Genomic DNA, 17847 nt, shown 5'->3' with positions numbered 1-17847 from the left:
CCGCGGGGACGGCATGACCGCGGCCCCGCACGGCCCCCGGGGGAGGGCCGGCGCGGGGCCGTCGTGCGTTTCGGATGCTTGCGGCCTCAGTCCTGCGGGGCCGCCTTGACCGCGGAGATGTCGAAGGTGAGCTTGACCTTGTCGCTGACCATCACGCCGCCGGTCTCCAGCGCCGCGTTCCAGGTCAGGCCCCAGTCGGAGCGCAGGATCTCGGCGCTGCCCTCGAAGCCGACCCGCTCGGCGCCGTAGACGTCGGTGGCCGCGCCGTGGAACTCCAGGTCGATGGTGAGCGGCTTGGTGACGTCCTTGAGGGTCAGGTCGCCGGTGATGCGGTAGCGGTCGCCGTCCACCTGCTCGGCGGCGGTGCTGCGGAAGGTCATCAGCGGGAAGCTCTCGGCGTCGAAGAAGTCGGCGCCGCGCAGGTGGGCGTCGCGGTCGGCGATACCGGTGTCGATGCTCGCGATCGTGACGTCGAGGGAGGCGGTGGAGCGGGCCGGGTCGGTGCCGTCGAGGTGCAGCGTGCCCTCGTGGCCGGCGAACGCGCCGCGGACATTGGTGACCATCGCGTGCCGGACGGTGAAGCCGATGCTGCTGTGCGCGGGGTCGATGGTGTAGTCGCCGGTCAGCGTGGCCAGCGCGGGGTCCGCGGGGAGCACGGCGGTCGCGGTGCGGTCGGCGGACTCGGTGCGCTTGCGGGTGAACAGAGCCATGGCTCCTCCTCGAGTTGTTGTTTAACGTTCAACGAGATTCAGCGTAGCACTTTTAGTTCAAGTTTCAACCTCTACGGATCCGGGGAGTGTCGGGAGTGGGCCGCCGCACGGTCATTGCCGCCGCGCGCGACCCCGTGCTAGACCGTCCGCACGCCCTCAAGTGCACTGCGCCACACGCTGGTTGACGTCAACGAGAGGACCGCCCGTGCCGCCTGCGCCCGCCTCGTCCGCCTGGTCCCGCAGGGGATTCCTCACCGCCTCGACCGCGAGCGCGCTCGGCCTGGGGCTCGGCGCCGGCGCCGCCTCCGCGGCCCCGCACGCCGCCCCCGCGGACACCTACGCCGACCTGCGCGGCCGCTGGGTCGACCTCACCCTCGGCACCGGCTTCGACCCCACCGCCCCGCCCTACGCCGCCGCCCTCCGGGAGACCGGCACCTTCGCCGCCACCTTCAGCACCGCCATGCGGCCGGCCACCGGCTCGCTCTGGCCGGACTGCCCCTACGACCCGCCGGCCGGCATCACCCGGAGCTACCACCGGCTGAACACCATGGCCGAGGCCTACGCCCAGCCCGGCACCGGCCTCACCGGCGACGCGGGCCTGGCCGCGGACATCATCACCGGCCTCGACCACCTCGACACCACCGTCTACAACGCCACCACCACCCGCTACGGAAACTGGTGGGAGTGGCAGATCGGCAGCCCCAGACTCCTCCTGGACACCGTCGCGATCCTCGACGAGCACCTGCCCGACGGCGGACTCACCGACCACCTGCGCAGCCGCTTCCTCGCCGCGGTCGACCACTTCGTCCCCGACACCGCGCTCGGCGACTACACCGGCACCAGCACCGGCGCCAACCGCGTCGACCTCTGCCGCGTCGTCGCGCTCCGCGGCGTCCTCGGCCGCGCCCCCGCCAAGATCGCGCTCGCCCGCGACGCCCTCTCCCCGGTCTTCCCCTACGTCACCAAGGGCGACGGCCTCTACGCCGACGGCTCCTTCGTCCAGCACGCCTGGGTCGCCTACTCGGGCACCTACGGCTACGTCCTGCTCGACGGCCTGGGCCGCCTGTTCACCCTGCTCCGCGGCTCGGCCTGGGAGGTCACCGACCCCGCTCGCCAAGTCATCTTCGACAGCGTCGAGCACGCGTACGCGCCACTGCTCCACAACGGCCTGATGATGGACAGCGTCAACGGACGCGCCATCAGCCGCGGCTATCTGCGCAACGACGAGCGGCGCATACTGCGCAGCGACCACTACCACGGCCACGCGCTGATCGCCGCCGTCGCCCTGCTCGGCCAGGGCGCGAGCGCCGCCGAACGCACCCGCTGGAACGCCATGGTCAAGGGCTGGATCGCGCGCGACCGCACGCTGCCGGTGCGCACCGACCGCCAGTACACGGTCGCCGACCTCGCCCGGCTCGGCGCGATCGCGGACAGCGACACGCCCGCCGCCCCCGAACCCGTCGGCCACCGCCTCTTCCCGGCCATGGACCGCGCCGTGCACCGCCGCCCCGGGTGGGCCGCGGGCCTGGCCATGGCCTCCGACCGGATCACGTACTACGAGAACGGCAACGGGGAGAACCCGCGCGGCTGGCACACCGGCGCCGGCATGCTCTATTGGTGGGGCGCCGACTTCGGCGGCGACCAGTACACCGACGCCTTCTGGCCCACCGTCGATCCCTACCGCCTCCCCGGCACGACCGTGTCCACCACACGGCTCGCCGACAACGAAGGCGGCGGCTGGGGCGAGCCGAAACCCGCCGCGCGCTGGGTCGGCGGCACCACGGACGGCGAATACGCCGCCATCGGACAAGACGTACGCGGACTCGCCTCCACCCTCACCGCCAAGAAGTCGTGGTTCTGCCTCGCGGACACCGTCATCTGCCTCGGCGCCGGCATCACCGCCGACGACGGCGTCCCCGCCGAGACCATCGTCGACAACCGCGCCCTGGGGGAGACGGGCACCGCCGCCCTCACCGTCGACGGCGTACGACAGCCCGGCACGCTCGGCGCGACCACCGGCTTCCGACGCGCCCACTGGGCCCACCTCGCCGGCCACGGCGGCTACGTCTTCCCCGGCGGCGCCCCACTGAAAGCGCACCGCGAGGCCCGCACCGGCTCCTGGCACGACATCAACACCGGATCCGACCCGAAGCCGCTCACCCGCCGCTACCTCACCCTCTGGCACGACCACGGCACCGACCCCACCGACGCCGACTACGCCTACCTCCTCATGCCGGGCGCGGGACCGCGCACCCTCGCCGCCCGCGCCGCCGACCGGCACTGGCTGACCCTGCTGGCCAACGACGGCGACCGTCAGGCCGTCGCCGTCGCCTCCCTGGGCGTGACCGCCGCCAACTTCTGGCGACCGGGCAGCGCGGGCCCCCTCGCCAGCAGTGGCCCGGCAAGCGTCCTCGTCCGCGAGCGCCGGGCCGCCGCTGGTACGGGGGCGCGCCCGCGCGGACACGCCCGGACGGCACAACTGTGCGTGTCCGCTCCGGAACGCACCGGGGATTTGGTGGAGATCACCTGGAACCGGCCGGTACGCGCGGTCCTCGACCACGACCCCTCCGTAGCGGTCCTGGCGACCGGGCGCGCCCTGAAGCTGCGCCTCACCCCCGGCACCGGCTGTGCCACCCACACCTGCACCGTCGCCCTGCCCTGACCGGCCCGCACCGGGCACTTCCGGCCCCTCGTTTGTCGGGCTCTCACAGATACGGCAGAGCCCAACCACCCGTATGGAGCCTTGGACGCAAGCAGCTCGCAGGACGAATCTGTGCTGCTTGCCCACCAAATCGCGCGTGACGTTGTACGAAACCGACATCGGTTCTCGGGCCCCGACCCACGTACCGTCGATGCATGACCACTGTCGAAGATGTGCCCGCCGGCGCCAACGACGCCCGCGGGCGCGTCGCCGAACTGCATGCCATCCGCGAGCAGGCTCGGCGAGGCCCCAGCGAGCGTGCCACCGAAGCTCAGCGTGCGAAGGGCAAGCTGACGGCCCGCGAGCGGATCGAGCTGCTGCTGGACGAGGGTTCGTTCAACGAGGTCGAGCCGCTGCGGCGGCACCGGGCCACCGGCTTCGGCCTGGAGGCGAAGAAGCCCTACACCGACGGTGTGATCACCGGCTGGGGCACCGTCCACGGCCGGACCGTGTTCGTCTACGCCCACGACTTCCGGATCTTCGGCGGCGCGCTGGGCGAGGCCCACGCCACCAAGATCCACAAGATCATGGACATGGCCATCCAGGCCGGCGCGCCCCTGGTGTCGCTCAACGACGGCGCCGGCGCCCGTATCCAGGAGGGCGTCTCGGCGCTCGCCGGCTACGGCGGCATCTTCCAGCGCAACACCAAGGCCTCGGGTGTCATCCCGCAGATCTCGGTGATGCTCGGCCCGTGCGCGGGCGGCGCCGCCTACAGCCCGGCGCTGACCGACTTCGTCTTCATGGTCCGCGAGACCTCGCAGATGTTCATCACCGGCCCGGACGTCGTCCGCGCGGTCACCGGTGAGGAGATCACCCAGAACGGCCTGGGCGGCGCCGACGTCCACGCCGAGACCTCCGGCGTGGCGCACTTCGCCTATGACGACGAGGTGACCTGCCTGGAGGAGGTCCGCTACCTCCTCTCCCTGCTGCCGGCCAACAACCGCGAGAACCCGCCGACGGTCGGCTGCGAGGACCCCGCCGACCGCTCGGGCGACGCCCTGCTGGACCTCGTCCCGGCCGACGGCAACCGCCCCTACGACATGCGCAAGGTCATCGAGGAGATCGTCGACGACGGCGAATACCTCGAGGTCCACGAGCGCTGGGCGACCAACATCATCTGCGCGCTGTCCCGGCTGGACGGCCGCGTGGTGGGCATCGTCGCCAACCAGCCGCAGTCGCTGGCCGGTGTCCTGGACATCGAGGCGTCCGAGAAGGCCGCCCGCTTCGTCCAGCTCTGCGACGCCTTCAACATCCCGATCATCACCCTCCTGGACGTCCCCGGCTTCCTGCCCGGTGTCGCCCAGGAGCACGGCGGCATCATCCGCCACGGCGCCAAGCTGCTGTACGCGTACTGCAACGCCACCGTCCCGCGCATCTCCATCGTGCTGCGCAAGGCCTACGGCGGCGCGTACATCGTCATGGACTCGCAGTCCATCGGCGCCGACCTGACCTACGCCTGGCCCACCAACGAGATCGCCGTGATGGGCGCCGAGGGCGCGGCCAACGTCATCTTCCGCAAGCAGATCGGCGAGGCGGACGACCCCGAGGCCATGCGGGTGCGCATGGTCAAGGAGTACAAGTCCGAGCTGATGCACCCGTACTACGCGGCCGAGCGCGGCCTGGTCGACGACGTCATCGACCCCGCCGAGACGCGGCACACGCTGATCCGCTCCCTGGACATGCTCCGCACCAAGCACGCGGACCTGCCCGCCCGCAAGCACGGCAACCCGCCCCAGTAGTCCCACCGCAACCGCACCCGGCCCTGCGCCACCGCGACGACGGAGAAGAAGACACCGTGAACCCTGCCGACCGCCTCAACGACCCCATCCGCGTGGAGAAGGGCCAGGCCAGCGAGGAAGAGCTCGCCGCCCTGACCGCTGTCCTCCTGGCCCGCGCCGCCCACCAGCCGGCCGCCACCCCGGCCGGCCCGCGCGCCACCGCCGCCCGCTGGCGCCGCCTGGAGCGGCAGTACGGCTTCCACGGCGCCACCAGCTGGCAGCGCTGAGCCGCTGGCCGCTGTGCGCTGAAGGCTGATGCGCGCTCGCTCTGCCGAACGGTCCCGTACCCGGGTGGGTACGGGACCGTTTGTGTCTGACGGTGCCTCTGCGCCCGGTGTTGGCACCGGGTGCCCCGGCGGCGGCCGGATCAAGGCGTAGGTTCGCCCCAACCCGTGGACGAACAGCTGTTCAAGTGGAGATCCCCGTGCTGGCATGCGCTGGTCATCCTCTCCTGGTTCCCGGACGACGGGCCCTAGGACGACCGGAAGGAAGTGCCCATGCTCAGCACTCTGAGTGCTGGTGCCGCGGTGGCATCGTTGCTCCTCGCCGGATCGGCATCCCCCACATCGGCACGGATCGGTGAGGAACCGCCGACCGGAAAGATCACCATCACCGTCGCCACCGTCAACGGCTCGGGCTGCCGGCCCGGGAGCGCGGCGGTGGCCATCGCGCCCGACAACACCGCGTTCACCGTCACCTACAGCGAATACCTCGCCCAGGCGGGGGGCGGCAGCAGACCCACCGACTCCCGCAAGAACTGCCAGATCGCGCTGAACGTCCATGTGCCGCAGGGCTTCACCTACGCGATCGCCAAAGCCGACTACCGCGGCTACGCGTCGCTGGCCACCGGCGCCAAGGGCCTGGAACAGGCAAGTTACTACTTCCAGGGCCAGACGGAGACGGCCCGCAAGAGCCACACCTTCACCGGGCCGTACGACTCCAACTGGCAGTCGTCGGACGAGACCGATGTGGAGTCGCTGGTCTACGCGCCGTGCGGGGAAGAGCGCTACTTCAACATCAACACCGAGCTGCGGGTCGATGCCAAGTCCGCGGACCCCAGGGCCACCAGCTATATGGCCATGGACTCCACGGACGGCAGCATCAATACGCTCTACCACTTCGCCTGGAAGCAGTGTCCCGACGGGCGCTGAGCAGCGGCTGAGAGAGTTGATTGAGCTCTGAGAGAGGGGCCCGCACGCTTGCGTGCGGGCCCTGCCGCGCTACGGCGGGCGGCGCGGGGGCCGGATGCCTGTGTACGACTACCGGCCGTGTTCTTTCAAGTGCCACCCTCCCGCGCCGTGTTCAGGCTCGTTGCCGTAGTCCGGTGTGCCTGTGACGACTGCGGCGACTGCGGCGAAGCCGGGGAGGGGAGGGGAGGGGAGGGGCGCGGGGGAGTGGGCGCGGGCGGCGCGGGGAGCGCGGGCTCTCGGCGGTACGTGCCCGACGGCTCCGTGGCGGGGCGCGGGGTGGGCCTGCGCGTGTACGGGAGGTGGGCCTGCGGCCCTACTGGGAGGTGGCCCTGAGCGCCTGTACGGGAGGTGGGCCTGCGGCTCTACCGGGGCGGGCATGCGCCTGTACGGGAGGTGGCCCTGAGCCCGTACGGGGAGGCGGGCCTGCGGCCCTACCGGGGCGGGCCTGCGCCCCTACGGGAGGCCGGTGCCGGGCCCTTACGGGGTGGCAATTCCCCCACCGGGGGGCTACCCACGGAGGTCGCGCCCCAAGCGGCCCTCGCGCTTGCGGGCGCTCACCAGGACGAGCTCGGCGCCTGGACGCGCCGGCCGGTGCCGACGACGCGCACACGACGAAGGCCCGTACGGACGACGGGCCACACACGGCGGCCCACACACGACTGCGTACACAAGGCCCCCGCACCACACCGCACACGACGAAGGCCCCCGCACCGGATCGGCGTGGGGGCCTTTCGTCGTGAAGCGACACGGACGGGCACGGGGAGCCCGCGCGTGGGCTCAGCGCAGGCGGGCCATCAGGGCGTGCTCGACGAGCGTGATGAGCGCGCTCTTGGCCTCGCTGCGGTGCCGCGCGTCGGTGACGATGATCGGCGCGTCCGGCCCGATCTGCAGCGCCTCACGCACCTCGTCCGGCGTGTAGGGCTGGTGACCGTCGAAGCCGTTGAGCGCGATGACGAACGGCAGGCCGCTGTTCTCGAAGTAGTCGACGGCCGGGAAGCAGTCGGCGAGCCGGCGGGTGTCCACCAGCACGACGGCGCCGATCGCACCGCGCACGAGGTCGTCCCACATGAACCAGAAGCGGTCCTGACCGGGCGTACCGAAGAGGTACAGGATCAGGTCCTGGTCCAGGGTGATGCGGCCGAAGTCCATCGCCACGGTCGTGGTGGTCTTGTCCGGCGCGTGCGTGAGGTCGTCGATGCCCGCCGAGGCGGAGGTCATCACGGCTTCGGTGCGCAGCGGGTTGATCTCTGAGACGGCCCCGACGAACGTGGTCTTGCCCACGCCGAAGCCGCCCGCCACCACGATTTTCGCGGAGGTGGTGGAGCGGGCTGCACCGCTAGAGCTTGCGAAGTCCACTGAGCACCCTTTCGAGCAGTGTCACATCTGGCTGTCCGCCGGCGGACTCGTCCCCGCCGGGCTGATGGATGGCGACGAGTCCGGCCTCTGCCAGGTCGGCGACGAGGATCCGGGCGACGCCGAGGGGGATGGAGAGGAGGGCGGAGATCTCGGCAACTGACTTGATCTCGCGGCAGAGGTGGCAGATGCGCTGGTGCTCCGGCAGCTGGCCCTGCAGCTTGGAGGGGTCGGCGGTCGTGCTGACCAGCGCCTCGATGGCGAGCTGGTAGCGCGGCCTGGTCCGGCCTCCGGTCATGGCGTACGGACGCACGAGCGGGTTGTGCGCGCCCCCGGTGGGGGCGGACGGCTCGGGCGCGCGCCGCTGGGGCTGCACCGGCTGGATGCGGGGCGGCTGCGGCTGGTCGTACACCGGCGGCTCGTACGGCTGGGAGCCGTAGGGCCGAGGCTGCTGGTGCTGCGGATGCGGTGACTGCGGCGGCTGGGGCCGCTGCTGCCCGCGGCTCGGCGCAGACGGAAAGTTGAAGCGGTTGTTATGGGTCTCGCCCTGGGGCCCGGACTGCTGTCCGGAACCGTACGGGTATCCGCTCGGGGGCGTTGCCACGTCTCCTCCTCCAACTTGCCTGTCTGACGCCGGTCGCGCCACCGCACCCTATGGCGCGGTGGCGGGAAACGCACTGCCTGTCTGCTAGTTGAGCAGGCTGCCCTGCAGTTCGGCGCGCAGATCCGGCGTGAGAACGCTGCCTGCGCGGTCGACCAGCAGGGCCATCTCGTAACCGACGAGGCCGATGTCGCACTCGGGGTGCGCGAGCACGGCCAACGAAGAGCCGTCGGAGACGGACATGATGAAGAGGAAACCGCGTTCCATCTCCACCACGGTCTGGTTGACGCTCCCGCCCTCGAAGATGCGGGACGCGCCGGCCGTCAGCGAGGTGAGGCCGGAGGCCACCGCCGCCAACTGATCGGCTCTGTCACGAGGGAAGCCCTCGGACATCGCGAGGAGCAGCCCGTCCGCGGAAACCACCACCGTGTGGGACACCCCAGGGGTGTTGTCCACGAAGTTGGTGATCAACCAGTTCAGATTCTGCGCCGCCTGGCTCATCGGGCTCACACTAACGCTCCTGATCGTAGGTGCTGCCGGGGCCGAAGCCCTGCTGGTCATTCTGGGGGGCTCCGGAGTTGTCGGAACCGGCGCTGCGTCCCTGCTGGACACCGCGGCGGAGATTGCTCAGCCTGCCGCGGACGTCCTCCGGGGCGCGGGAGACCTGGGGGCCACCCTGCGGGGTCTGCTCCGCTGCGCCCTCGACCAAATTGGCCTTGGGCACCCGCCGGGGGAGGCCGGAAGAAGTGATTCCGCCCGCCGCCGGCTCACGCAGCCGCTCCGCCCGCTCCCAGCGCTCGTCATTGGACGTGCGCCATGCGGAACCGTCCTGGCCGTTCTCCGGCGCGCTCCGCTGCTGCGGGGGCGCCACCGGCTCCTCGTGCTGCTGCCACTCCTGCTGAGCCTGCGGCGAGCCGCCTCCGCGGCGCGGAAGGCCGGCGTCGGTCCGCGAGCGGGAGTCGCTCGTGAAGGGGCCCGGACGCTCGAATGTTACGCGCTCGGACGCATCTGCGGGAGCCGCAGTTGTATTCCGGTCAGATTCCGCTTCGGTCCCGAAGTAGCTGTTGTACGCGGGCCGTTCGGACCAGTCGTCCTGCCGGGCGGATTCGTGCGAGACGTACGGCTGCTGGCCAGTTGTCTCCGATATACCCGGCTGCTGGAAGGCATCGGAGCCGAAGGACCGATCGTCGTAGAGCGGTTGATCGGCTTCCGCATATGCCTGGTCCGGGTAGTCCTGGTAGCCACCGCCGGGCTGCCGGTCGCCGGGGAAGGGCGGCCGGACGTCCTGCTGATCGCCGCCTGCCTGCGCTTCCAGAGCCGCACGGCGCTCCTCACGGAGCAGCGAGCGGCCCACCGGGTCCAGCTCGGCGGGGTCGGCGGACTGGCCGTAGCCGTGGTCGTCGAAGCCCAGCTCCGCGGCGGTGCGGTGGCTGCTCTCGTACGCCGTGTGCTGATGCTCGGGCACGATCCGCGACACCGTGAAGTCGTCCTCGTACTGCTCCTCGCCGCCACCACCGTGGGTGATCGCCTCGGGCAGCATGACGAGCGAGGTGGTGCCCGCCTGCTCGCCGGAGGGGCGCAGCTGCACCCGGATGCCGTGCCGGTCGGCCAGCCGGCCGACCACGAACAGCCCCATGCGCTGGGAGATCGCGGCATCCACGCTCGGCGGGTTGGCCAGCTTGTGGTTGATGTCCGCGAAGTCCTCGGGGGTGAGCCCGATGCCCTTGTCGTGGATCTCGATCATCACGCGGCCGTCGGGCAGCCGCGTCGCGGCGACCCGCACCTTGGTCTGCGGAGAGGAGAACGTGGTGGCGTTCTCCAGCAGCTCGGACAGCAGGTGCACGAGGTCGGTCACGGCGGTGCCGTGGATCTCGCTCTCGGGGACGCCCGTGAGTTCTATTCGCTCGTACGACTCCACCTCGGAGGTCGCCGCCCGCAGGACGTCGATCAGCGGCACCGGCTGGTTCCACCGGCGCCCGGGCTCCTCGCCCGCGAGGATCAGGAGGTTCTCGCCGTTTCGCCGCATACGCGTGGCGAGGTGGTCCATCCGGAAGAGGTTCTCCAGCTGGTCCGGGTCCGCCTCGTTGTTCTCCAGGTCGGTGATCAGCGTCAGCTGGCGCTCGATCAGGCCCTGGTTGCGCTGCGAGAGGTTGGTGAAGATCGCGTTGACGTTGCCCCGCAGCAGCGCCTGCTCGGCGGCGAGCCGGACGGCCTCGCGGTGCACCTGGTCGAAGGCGCGGGCGACCTCGCCGATCTCGTCGGTGGTGGAGATGTTGATCGGCTGGACGCGGGTGTCGACCCGGCCCGGGTCGGTACGCGAGAGCTGGTCGACCAGCATCGGCAGCCGCTGCTCGGCGATGCCGAAGGCGGCGTTGCGCAGCTGGCGCATGTTGCGGCTCATCCGGCGGGCCATCATGCCGGCCACGAGGAAGGCGATGATCAGCGCCGCCAGCACGATGCCGGAGTCGGAGAAGGTGGACCGCCTGGCGTCGGCGGAGATGTGCGCCGCCTCGTTCACGGCCTTGTCCGACAGGTCGCTCTCGATCGACCTGTACATGTCGAACTTGGCGGTCGCAGCCGCAAACCAGGTCTCGGAGCTGACGCCCTTGAGACCCAGCCGCTCGGGTGCGGCGCCGGAGGCGATCGCGGTGGACATGGCGTCGATGGACGGCGGGGTGCGGAACGGCTGGCCGGCGGCCTGCGCCTGCTCCTTGGCCCGGGCGACCTTCTGCTGCGCCGACTTCTTCAGCGCCGCCGCGTCCTTGTTCAGCCGTGCGACGTCCTCGGGCGTACCACCGGAGGTGTACTCGCCGATGGCGATGCCCTCCAGGTAGCGGTACGACGCGAACGCGGTCAGCTGGAGCTTGTGCTCCCGGCCGCCCTGCGGGGCCGCCGGGTCGATCAGGAGGTGGGAGCCGATGGCCCGCTGCAGCGACACGGCGGCCTTGGCCAGCGAGACGGCGTAGACGGTGCGGCCGTACGACGTGATGTTGCCGGTGCCCAGACCGAGTTCGTTCGCAAACTCCATCAGCGGGTGCTGGATCTGGACGTAGCCCTCTTCGGTCTGCGCGCCGCGCAGCTTCGAGGTGTACGCGGCCTTGCGCAGCGGCTCCAGCTTCGGCTCGGCCTTCTCGAACGCCGCGAGGCGGCGCTTGAGGCCCTCCTTGTCCGGCATCGCCGTGACGGCCTTGCGGAAGGTGTCCGCGGCGTCGTCGGTGGCGTTGCGCGTCTCCTCGACGACCGGGTCGTTCCGCTGGCCCTTGAGAAGGGGCTCGGCGGTGCGGTCACGCTCGTCGATGAGGGCGTTGCCGTAGGAGAGGGCCGCCCGCACGAGCTTCGCGGTGTCCTCCGCGTCCTTCGCGTCCTGCCAGGTGGCAAAGGAGCTGTTCACCCGGAGGCCGCCGAATACCAGCGCGACCAGAACGGGGATCAGCAGGATGGCGTTCAGGCGGGTGGCCACCCGCCAGTTGCCCGGGGACCATTTCCCACCACTGACCGGAGGCGTCGCGCCCGTATCTTCGGGCGCGTCGAAAGCCGGTACGCCACCTCGCGGCGGCGGGGTGAAGTTGCCCCGCCGCGGTTCCTGCGGCTCAGGGCTCGACTTGCTTCGCCTCACTCGACCAACAACCTCTCGGCGCCGGCACCTGACCTGCTGTGCCGTTTCTTCTGGGCGTTCCTACTCCGGAGTTCAGCGAATTTCAGCACGTCAGGGCGGTGCCTTCCAAACACTGGGTAAAGCTGGGGAGGGCACGGAAATGCGCGAGATAAAAGGGGCGTTAAGGGCGAGCCCCGCCAAAAGGCAAGCGAAATGTGCGCACAGCGAAGCCGGGCATGCGCGAGGGGTGTCGAAAGCGCCCTGATTCACTGTCGAAACGTTATGAACACCCTCCGCGGGCGTGTCGAAGGACACAGATCCATTCGCGGCAGGAGGGAACCGGCCCGGGGCGGGGGAATGCGCCCGCCCGGAGCCGAGGGCCCGACGGCCCGCGCCGAAGCGCGGCGGGCCGTCGTCGGCGACTACTTCAGGCGGGCCATCAGGGCGTGCTCGACGAGCGTGATGAGCGCGCTCTTGGCCTCGCTGCGGTGCCGCGCGTCGGTGGTGATGATCGGGGTCCCGGGGCCGATCTGCAGCGCCTCGCGGACCTCCTCCGGCGTGTGGGGCTGGTACCCCTCGAAGCCGTTGAGGGCGACGACGAACGGCAGGCCGCTGTTCTCGAAGTAGTCGACGGCCGGGAAGCAGTCGGCGAGCCGGCGGGTGTCCACCAGCACGACGGCGCCGATCGCACCGCGGACCAGGTCGTCCCACATGAACCAGAAACGGTCCTGACCGGGCGTACCGAAGAGGTACAGGATCAGGTCCTGGTCCAGGGTGATGCGGCCGAAGTCCATCGCCACGGTCGTGGTGGTCTTGTCCTGCACGTGGCTGAGGTCGTCGACACCCGCCGACGCGGAAGTCATCACGGCTTCCGTGCGCAGGGGGTTGATTTCCGAGACCGCACCGACGAACGTGGTCTTGCCCACGCCGAAGCCACCCGCCACCACGATCTTGGCGGAGGTCGTCGCGCGGCCCTGGGAGCCGCCGTCAGAGCTTGCGAAGTCCACTGAGCACCCTCTCCAGCAAGGTCACGTCCGGCGTGCCACCGGCCTCGCCGCTGCCGCCGGGCTGATGGATCGCCACCATCCCGGCCTCTGCCAGGTCCGCGACGAGAATCCGTGCCACACCCAGCGGGATGTGGAGCAGCGCCGAGACCTCCGCCACCGACTTCACCTCGCGGCACAGGTGGCAGATGCGCTGGTGCTCGGGCAGCAGCCCGGGCAGCTGGGAGGGGTCGGCGGTCGTGCTGACCAGCGCCTCTATGGCGAGCTGGTAGCGCGGCCTGGTCCGGCCTCCGGTCATGGCGTACGGACGCACCAGCGGCTGGTCACCTTCGCTCCCGTACGGCGCCTGGCTGTAGGCGCCGTACGGGCCGGAAGTGGCAGGTGGCGGGGTCATTGATCCTCCGGGCGGGACAACGAATGTTGTCTTGGTTGGGCCGGTGGGGGGTGCGGCGTAGTGGTCGGTGGGCAGTGTGCGGCGAGACGCTGGGGACCGCCTCAGTGCAGCAGGCTGCCCTGCAGTTCGGCGCGCAGATCCGGCGTGAGAACGCTGCCTGCGCGGTCGACCAGCAGGGCCATCTCGTAACCGACGAGGCCGATGTCGCACTCGGGGTGCGCGAGCACGGCCAGCGAGGAGCCGTCGGAGACGGACATGATGAAGAGGAAACCGCGTTCCATCTCCACCACGGTCTGGTTGACGCTCCCGCCCTCGAAGATGCGGGACGCGCCGGCCGTCAGCGAGGTGAGGCCGGAGGCCACCGCCGCCAACTGATCGGCACGGTCGCGGGGGAAGCCCTCGGACATCGCGAGGAGCAGCCCGTCCGCGGAAACCACCACCGTGTGGGACACCCCAGGGGTGTTGTCCACGAAGTTGGTGATCAACCAGTTCAGATTCTGCGCCGCCTGGCTCATCGGACTCAACTAACGCTCCTGCTGGTGAGTGGGGTCGACAACGCCGTGGTTGCCGGTGGAGGAAGTCCCTCCGGCCTGTCGGCCCTGCTGAATGCCCCGACGGAGATTGGTCAGCCGCCCGCGCACGTCACTGGGCGCACGCGAGACCTGCGGACCGGTCTGGGTGGACTGCTGCTGCGCGGTGCCCGCGACGAGATTCGCGCGCGGGACGCGCCGGGGCAGTCCGGAGGTGGTGACTCCGCCCGCGGCGGGCTGACGGACCTGTTCCGCCTGCCGCCATCGCTCATCGTTCGGCGAGGTACGCCACTGCGGCGTGCTCTCGGACGCTCCGCCGCCGGCCACCGCACGGTTGCGGGCGCCGTCGGCCGGAGCGCCGGTGCGCCCGGCGCTGTCGCGCCCCGCGTTGTCCTGCGCGGACCCGCGGCGCGGAAGCTGCGGGGCCTCCGCCTCGTCGGCCTGCTGCGGCACACCGGCCGCCGCGGCCGCCGGGTGGTTGAACCAGTTCGACTCGATCGTGTCGAAGATCGGGGTACGGCCGTCACCCGGGCCCGCGTCCCCGCTACCGAGCATGTCGGGGGCCGGCGCACCGCTGTCCTGGCGCGCCGGGTACTGACCGGTGCCCCTGGACTCGTCGCCGTACGCACCGCGCCCGGTGTCCTGCTGCGGGAACCGGCCGGTGTCGTACTGGCCGGTGTCACTGTCGACCTGCGGGAACTGGCCGGTGTCGTACTGGCCGGTGTCGCCCTCGACCTGCCGGAACTGGCCGGTCTCGTACTGCCCGGTGTCACTGTCGACCTGCGGGAACCGGTCGGTCTCGTACTGCCCGGTGTCGGCGGAGCCGCTGCCCGCACCGCGGCCGTAGCCACCGGTGTCGGCAGGGCCGCGCCCACTCTGCGGGCCGTCCGCGCCGGGCGGCGGGCCGTCGAAGTCGGGGCGGGCGAACGCCGCGGTGTCGCCGGGGCCGCCGGCGGGCGCGGGCCGCTCGAAGCTGCCGGAGGTCTCCGTGTCCTCGTGACCGCGCGGCCGGTCCTGGGCGTCGCGAGGGGCAAGCGGCCAGTCGTCGCCGGCGCCGCGCTCACGGCGCGCACCCCAGCTCGTGGTGCCCTGCTGCTGGTTGCCCGGACCGCTCTGACCGCCGGAACCGCCGGCCGCCGGGGAGGAACCGCCGGGCAGCTCGGCCGCGGGTCCCCGCGGCGGCAGCTGCGGCCGCTCCTCACGCCGGGGCGCGCCGGTGGGCGGTGCCACGGTGGGCGCCTGCGCGTTCTCGGCGCCACGGGTGGGAAGGGAGGGACGGCCTTCGCCGCCGCCGGGGCGGCCGGCGGGCGGACGGGAGCCGCCGCCCTGCGTGGGAGCGCCGGGAGCCTGGCCGCGGCCTGCCGGCGCCGGGGCACCGAAGGCGTTGGGCGCGCCGCCGCCTCCGGGGCCGCCTCGGCCGGGCAGCGCGGGGCGCCCAGGGCCTGGGCCCGCACCGACCTGACCGCGCGGCTGGAGGCCGGCGAGTCGGCTGGAGGGTGTGCCACCGGCGTCGGACGCACTGCTCTTGGCGCTGCTGGGAGCCGGCTTCTTGCCGCCCTGGGCGACATCGACCGGCAGCATGACCAGCGCGGTGGTGCCGCCGGAGTCGGAGGGCCGCAGCTGGATACGGATGCCGTGACGCAGCGACAGCCGGCCGACCACGAACAGGCCCATGCGCCGCGACACCGAGACATCCACGGTCGGCGGGCTGGCGAGCCGCTCGTTGATCGCCGACAGGTCCTCGGGCGACAGCCCGATACCGGTGTCGTGGATCTCGACCAGCACCCGCCCGTCGGGCAGCGCGTGGCCGGTCACCTTGACCTTGGTCTGCGGCGAGGAGAAGGACGTGGCGTTCTCCAGCAGCTCGGCGAGGAGGTGCACGAGGTCGTTGACGACCCGGCCGGCGACCTCGGTCTGCGGTACGGCGTTCAGCTCGATCCGCTCGTACTGCTCCACCTCGGAGGCGGCGGCACGCAGGACGTCGACCAGCGGCACCGGCCGCGTCCACCGGCGCCCCGGCTCCTCACCCGCGAGGACGAGGAGGTTCTCACCGTTCCGGCGCATACGCGTGGCGAGGTGGTCGAGCTTGAAGAGGGAGGACAGCTGGTCCGGGTCGGCCTCGCGGGACTCCAGCTCGGAGATCAGCGACAGCTGGCGCTGGATCAGACCCTGGCTGCGGCGCGAGAGGTTGGTGAACATCGCGTTGACGTTGCCCCGCAGCAGCGCCTGCTCGGACGCCAGCCGGACGGCCTCGCGGTGGACGTCGTCGAACGCCGCGGCCACCCGGCCGATCTCGTCCCGGCTGTGCACACCGACGGACTCGACGGAGGTGTCCACGTCCTGCGGGTCGGCGTCGGAGAGCTGCTTGACCAGCTCGGGCAGGCGGTCCTGGGCGACCTTCTGCGCGGTGTCCTGCAGCCGGCGCAGCGAGCGGACCATGGACCGGGCCACGACGAAGGCGCCGACCAGCGAGACGCCGAGGACGAGGAGGATCAGCGCACCGTTGAGGATGGCGTCCTGCGTGGCGTCGTTGCGCAGCTCGCGGGACTTCTGCTCCATCTCGGACAGCAGCGTTGTCTCGATGCGCGACATCTCGTCGATCTTGACGGTGTCGGAGTCGTACCAGTCGAGGTACTTGTACTCCTGGCTGCGGATGCCGCTGCCGCTCGCGAAGGCGCGGTGCGCGAACGCCACCGCGGCCTTGATCTCGTCGTTGTTGCCGTCCAGGCCGCGGGTGAGCGCGCCGGCGTTGTTGGTGTAGATCTGCGAGAAGCGGTCCCGGGCGGCCTTCTCGTTCAGCTCGGCGGTGTGGCCGGCGACCCGGTCGTTGGCGGAGAGTTCGGGGCCGCCCTTGTGGGCGAGGCCGGCACTGACCATGGCCCGCTGGATCGACGCGTACTCCTTGGCCGACGAGAACGCCGCCAGCGCACGGGTACTGCGGATCATCTCCGGGCTGCTGGTCGCCTGCGCCATGTCCTGGGAGAGCGACAGCAGCGAGGTGATCAGCTGGTTGTAGCTGTTGACCGTCCGCGCGGTGTTGTCGTCGTCGTCGTAGGCGTTGCTGCGGATCTCGTTGAGGGTGTTGAGCTGGCGCCCGATCTCCAGGACGGTGGCCCGGACACCGGCCATCGTGGCGTCCTCGCCCTGGATGTCGCCGGTGGCCTGGTTGAACGAGATCTTGGCCCGGTCGGTGGCCTCACGGGGCGCGACCACGTTCGCGTCGTCCTTGGTGTTGCCACTGCCGGCCAGCGGACCGGCCGACTTGTCCCGCTCCACCTGGAGCGCGTCGGCGAGCTCGGTCGCCTGCCGCGTCATCTCCGTGAGCAGCTGCATCTTGTCGAGCTGGTCGATGTTCTCCAGCGAACTGGTGATGCGCATGCCGCCGAGGGTGGTGGCGGCGACGACAGGAAGCGCGAGCAGGGAGACCAGGCGGGTGCTGATGCGCCAGTTACGTAGCGCCATGCGGTTGCCGGGTCCGGTGCCCTTGGGCGCCTTGGGTGTCGAGCTCTCCGTGGAGCTGTCGCCCGGCGCCTGGCCATTGCGGTCGGTCGGCACGGTGCCGCCGCCCACCGGCTTGTTGCCCTGGGCGCGCTGGGGCGAGGAGGCGCGGTCGGTCCCGCCGCGCAGCTCCGGGTCCGCCGCAGCGCTGCCATCCCTCTTGAAACGTCCCTGCACTAGCGTCGCAACCTCTGGACCAGGCGTCCCTCCGCGTGAACGGCGGGACGGTGTCGAGTCGTAGGGGACCGCTAAGTCCCCCATGGCGGTCGTGAGTGACCGGCGGGCTGCCCCCTCTGGCCGAGAGAGCGGCACCACCGCGCGGCGCTGCTTTCAGCGCCCTGCGCGCCGGCTGAAACGTGCGGCGGTCCGTGGAATTCCAGCACAGTGCAGGATCTCCAACAAGAGCGGAGCCATTGGCTGTGACATGGGTGACGCAATGTACGGAACGTGTGACGACACGTAGAGGATTGCGCCCCAGATAACGGACTTTTGC

At 71.1% G+C, this 17847-nt stretch carries 13 protein-coding genes; 4 read left to right on the top strand and 9 right to left on the bottom strand.

Translation table 11 applies throughout. The annotated features are described in order from the left end of the window. Positions 1–86: 86 nt before the first annotated feature. On the bottom strand, positions 87–710 hold the full coding sequence (locus ACH4FH_RS20365) for a YceI family protein (protein ID WP_398557260.1): 624 nt from the start codon (positions 708–710) through the stop codon (positions 87–89). A gap of 205 nt (positions 711–915) precedes the next feature. On the opposite strand from ACH4FH_RS20365, the gene ACH4FH_RS20360 reads away from it, so the two are divergent. The 4 genes from ACH4FH_RS20360 (at position 916) to ACH4FH_RS20345 (ending at position 6340) form a co-directional block, all read left to right on the top strand. After that, a complete protein-coding gene (locus ACH4FH_RS20360) occupies positions 916–3372 on the top strand; it encodes a polysaccharide lyase 8 family protein (RefSeq protein WP_398557259.1) in 2457 nt (818 codons plus the stop codon). Positions 3373–3566: 194 nt separating this feature from the next. After that, entirely contained in the window at positions 3567–5150 is a 1584-nt protein-coding gene (locus ACH4FH_RS20355) for an acyl-CoA carboxylase subunit beta (protein ID WP_398557258.1), read from the top strand. 56 nt (positions 5151–5206) lie between these two features. Then, a complete protein-coding gene (locus ACH4FH_RS20350) occupies positions 5207–5416 on the top strand; it encodes an acyl-CoA carboxylase epsilon subunit (protein ID WP_398557257.1) in 210 nt (69 codons plus the stop codon). 270 nt (positions 5417–5686) lie between these two features. Further along, entirely contained in the window at positions 5687–6340 is a 654-nt protein-coding gene (locus ACH4FH_RS20345; protein WP_398557256.1) for a DUF4360 domain-containing protein, read from the top strand. 816 nt (positions 6341–7156) lie between these two features. Here ACH4FH_RS20345 and ACH4FH_RS20340 read toward each other — a convergent pair. From ACH4FH_RS20340 to ACH4FH_RS20305, 8 genes are all read right to left on the bottom strand, one after another. After that, positions 7157–7735 (bottom strand): ATP/GTP-binding protein, encoded by a 579-nt coding sequence (locus tag ACH4FH_RS20340; protein WP_159469791.1) that lies wholly within the window; start codon positions 7733–7735, stop codon positions 7157–7159. Then, complete coding sequence (locus tag ACH4FH_RS20335) at positions 7716–8336, bottom strand: DUF742 domain-containing protein (RefSeq protein WP_398557255.1); 621 nt, start codon at positions 8334–8336, stop codon at positions 7716–7718. Before ACH4FH_RS20335 ends, ACH4FH_RS20340 begins: the two co-directional genes overlap by 20 nt. A gap of 84 nt (positions 8337–8420) precedes the next feature. Further along, on the bottom strand, positions 8421–8834 hold the full coding sequence (locus ACH4FH_RS20330) for a roadblock/LC7 domain-containing protein (RefSeq protein WP_098749732.1): 414 nt from the start codon (positions 8832–8834) through the stop codon (positions 8421–8423). A gap of 10 nt (positions 8835–8844) precedes the next feature. After that, the gene (locus tag ACH4FH_RS20325; protein ID WP_398557254.1) at positions 8845–11949 is read right to left on the bottom strand and encodes a nitrate- and nitrite sensing domain-containing protein; all 3105 of its coding nucleotides are present in this window, start codon (positions 11947–11949) and stop codon (positions 8845–8847) included. A gap of 401 nt (positions 11950–12350) precedes the next feature. Next, positions 12351–12935 (bottom strand): GTP-binding protein, encoded by a 585-nt coding sequence (locus tag ACH4FH_RS20320; RefSeq protein WP_398557253.1) that lies wholly within the window; start codon positions 12933–12935, stop codon positions 12351–12353. Then, positions 12916–13326, bottom strand: a complete 411-nt coding sequence (locus ACH4FH_RS20315; protein ID WP_030087818.1) for a DUF742 domain-containing protein — start codon at positions 13324–13326, stop codon at positions 12916–12918. The genes ACH4FH_RS20320 and ACH4FH_RS20315 overlap by 20 nt, the downstream gene beginning before the upstream one ends. A 101-nt stretch (positions 13327–13427) precedes the next feature. After that, positions 13428–13841, bottom strand: a complete 414-nt coding sequence (locus ACH4FH_RS20310; protein WP_398557370.1) for a roadblock/LC7 domain-containing protein — start codon at positions 13839–13841, stop codon at positions 13428–13430. 9 nt (positions 13842–13850) lie between these two features. Then, entirely contained in the window at positions 13851–17531 is a 3681-nt protein-coding gene (locus tag ACH4FH_RS20305; protein WP_398557252.1) for a nitrate- and nitrite sensing domain-containing protein, read from the bottom strand. Positions 17532–17847: the final 316 nt, after the last annotated feature.

This window comes from Streptomyces sp. NPDC017993 (assembly GCF_044328065.1).
GTDB lineage: Bacteria > Actinomycetota > Actinomycetes > Streptomycetales > Streptomycetaceae > Streptomyces.
This window is presented reverse-complemented; position numbering and strand designations above follow the sequence as displayed.

Excerpts from the sequence above, each read along its gene's own strand:
- ACH4FH_RS20365 (WP_398557260.1), bottom strand. The coding sequence starts at position 710 with ATGGCTCTGTTCACCCGCAAGCGCACCGAGTCCGCCGACCGCACCGCG.
- ACH4FH_RS20355 (WP_398557258.1), top strand. The coding sequence starts at position 3,567 with ATGACCACTGTCGAAGATGTGCCCGCCGGCGCCAACGACGCCCGCGGG.
- ACH4FH_RS20345 (WP_398557256.1), top strand. The coding sequence starts at position 5,687 with ATGCTCAGCACTCTGAGTGCTGGTGCCGCGGTGGCATCGTTGCTCCTC.
- ACH4FH_RS20330 (WP_098749732.1), bottom strand. The coding sequence starts at position 8,834 with ATGAGCCAGGCGGCGCAGAATCTGAACTGGTTGATCACCAACTTCGTG.
- ACH4FH_RS20315 (WP_030087818.1), bottom strand. The coding sequence starts at position 13,326 with ATGACCCCGCCACCTGCCACTTCCGGCCCGTACGGCGCCTACAGCCAG.
- ACH4FH_RS20310 (WP_398557370.1), bottom strand. The coding sequence starts at position 13,841 with ATGAGCCAGGCGGCGCAGAATCTGAACTGGTTGATCACCAACTTCGTG.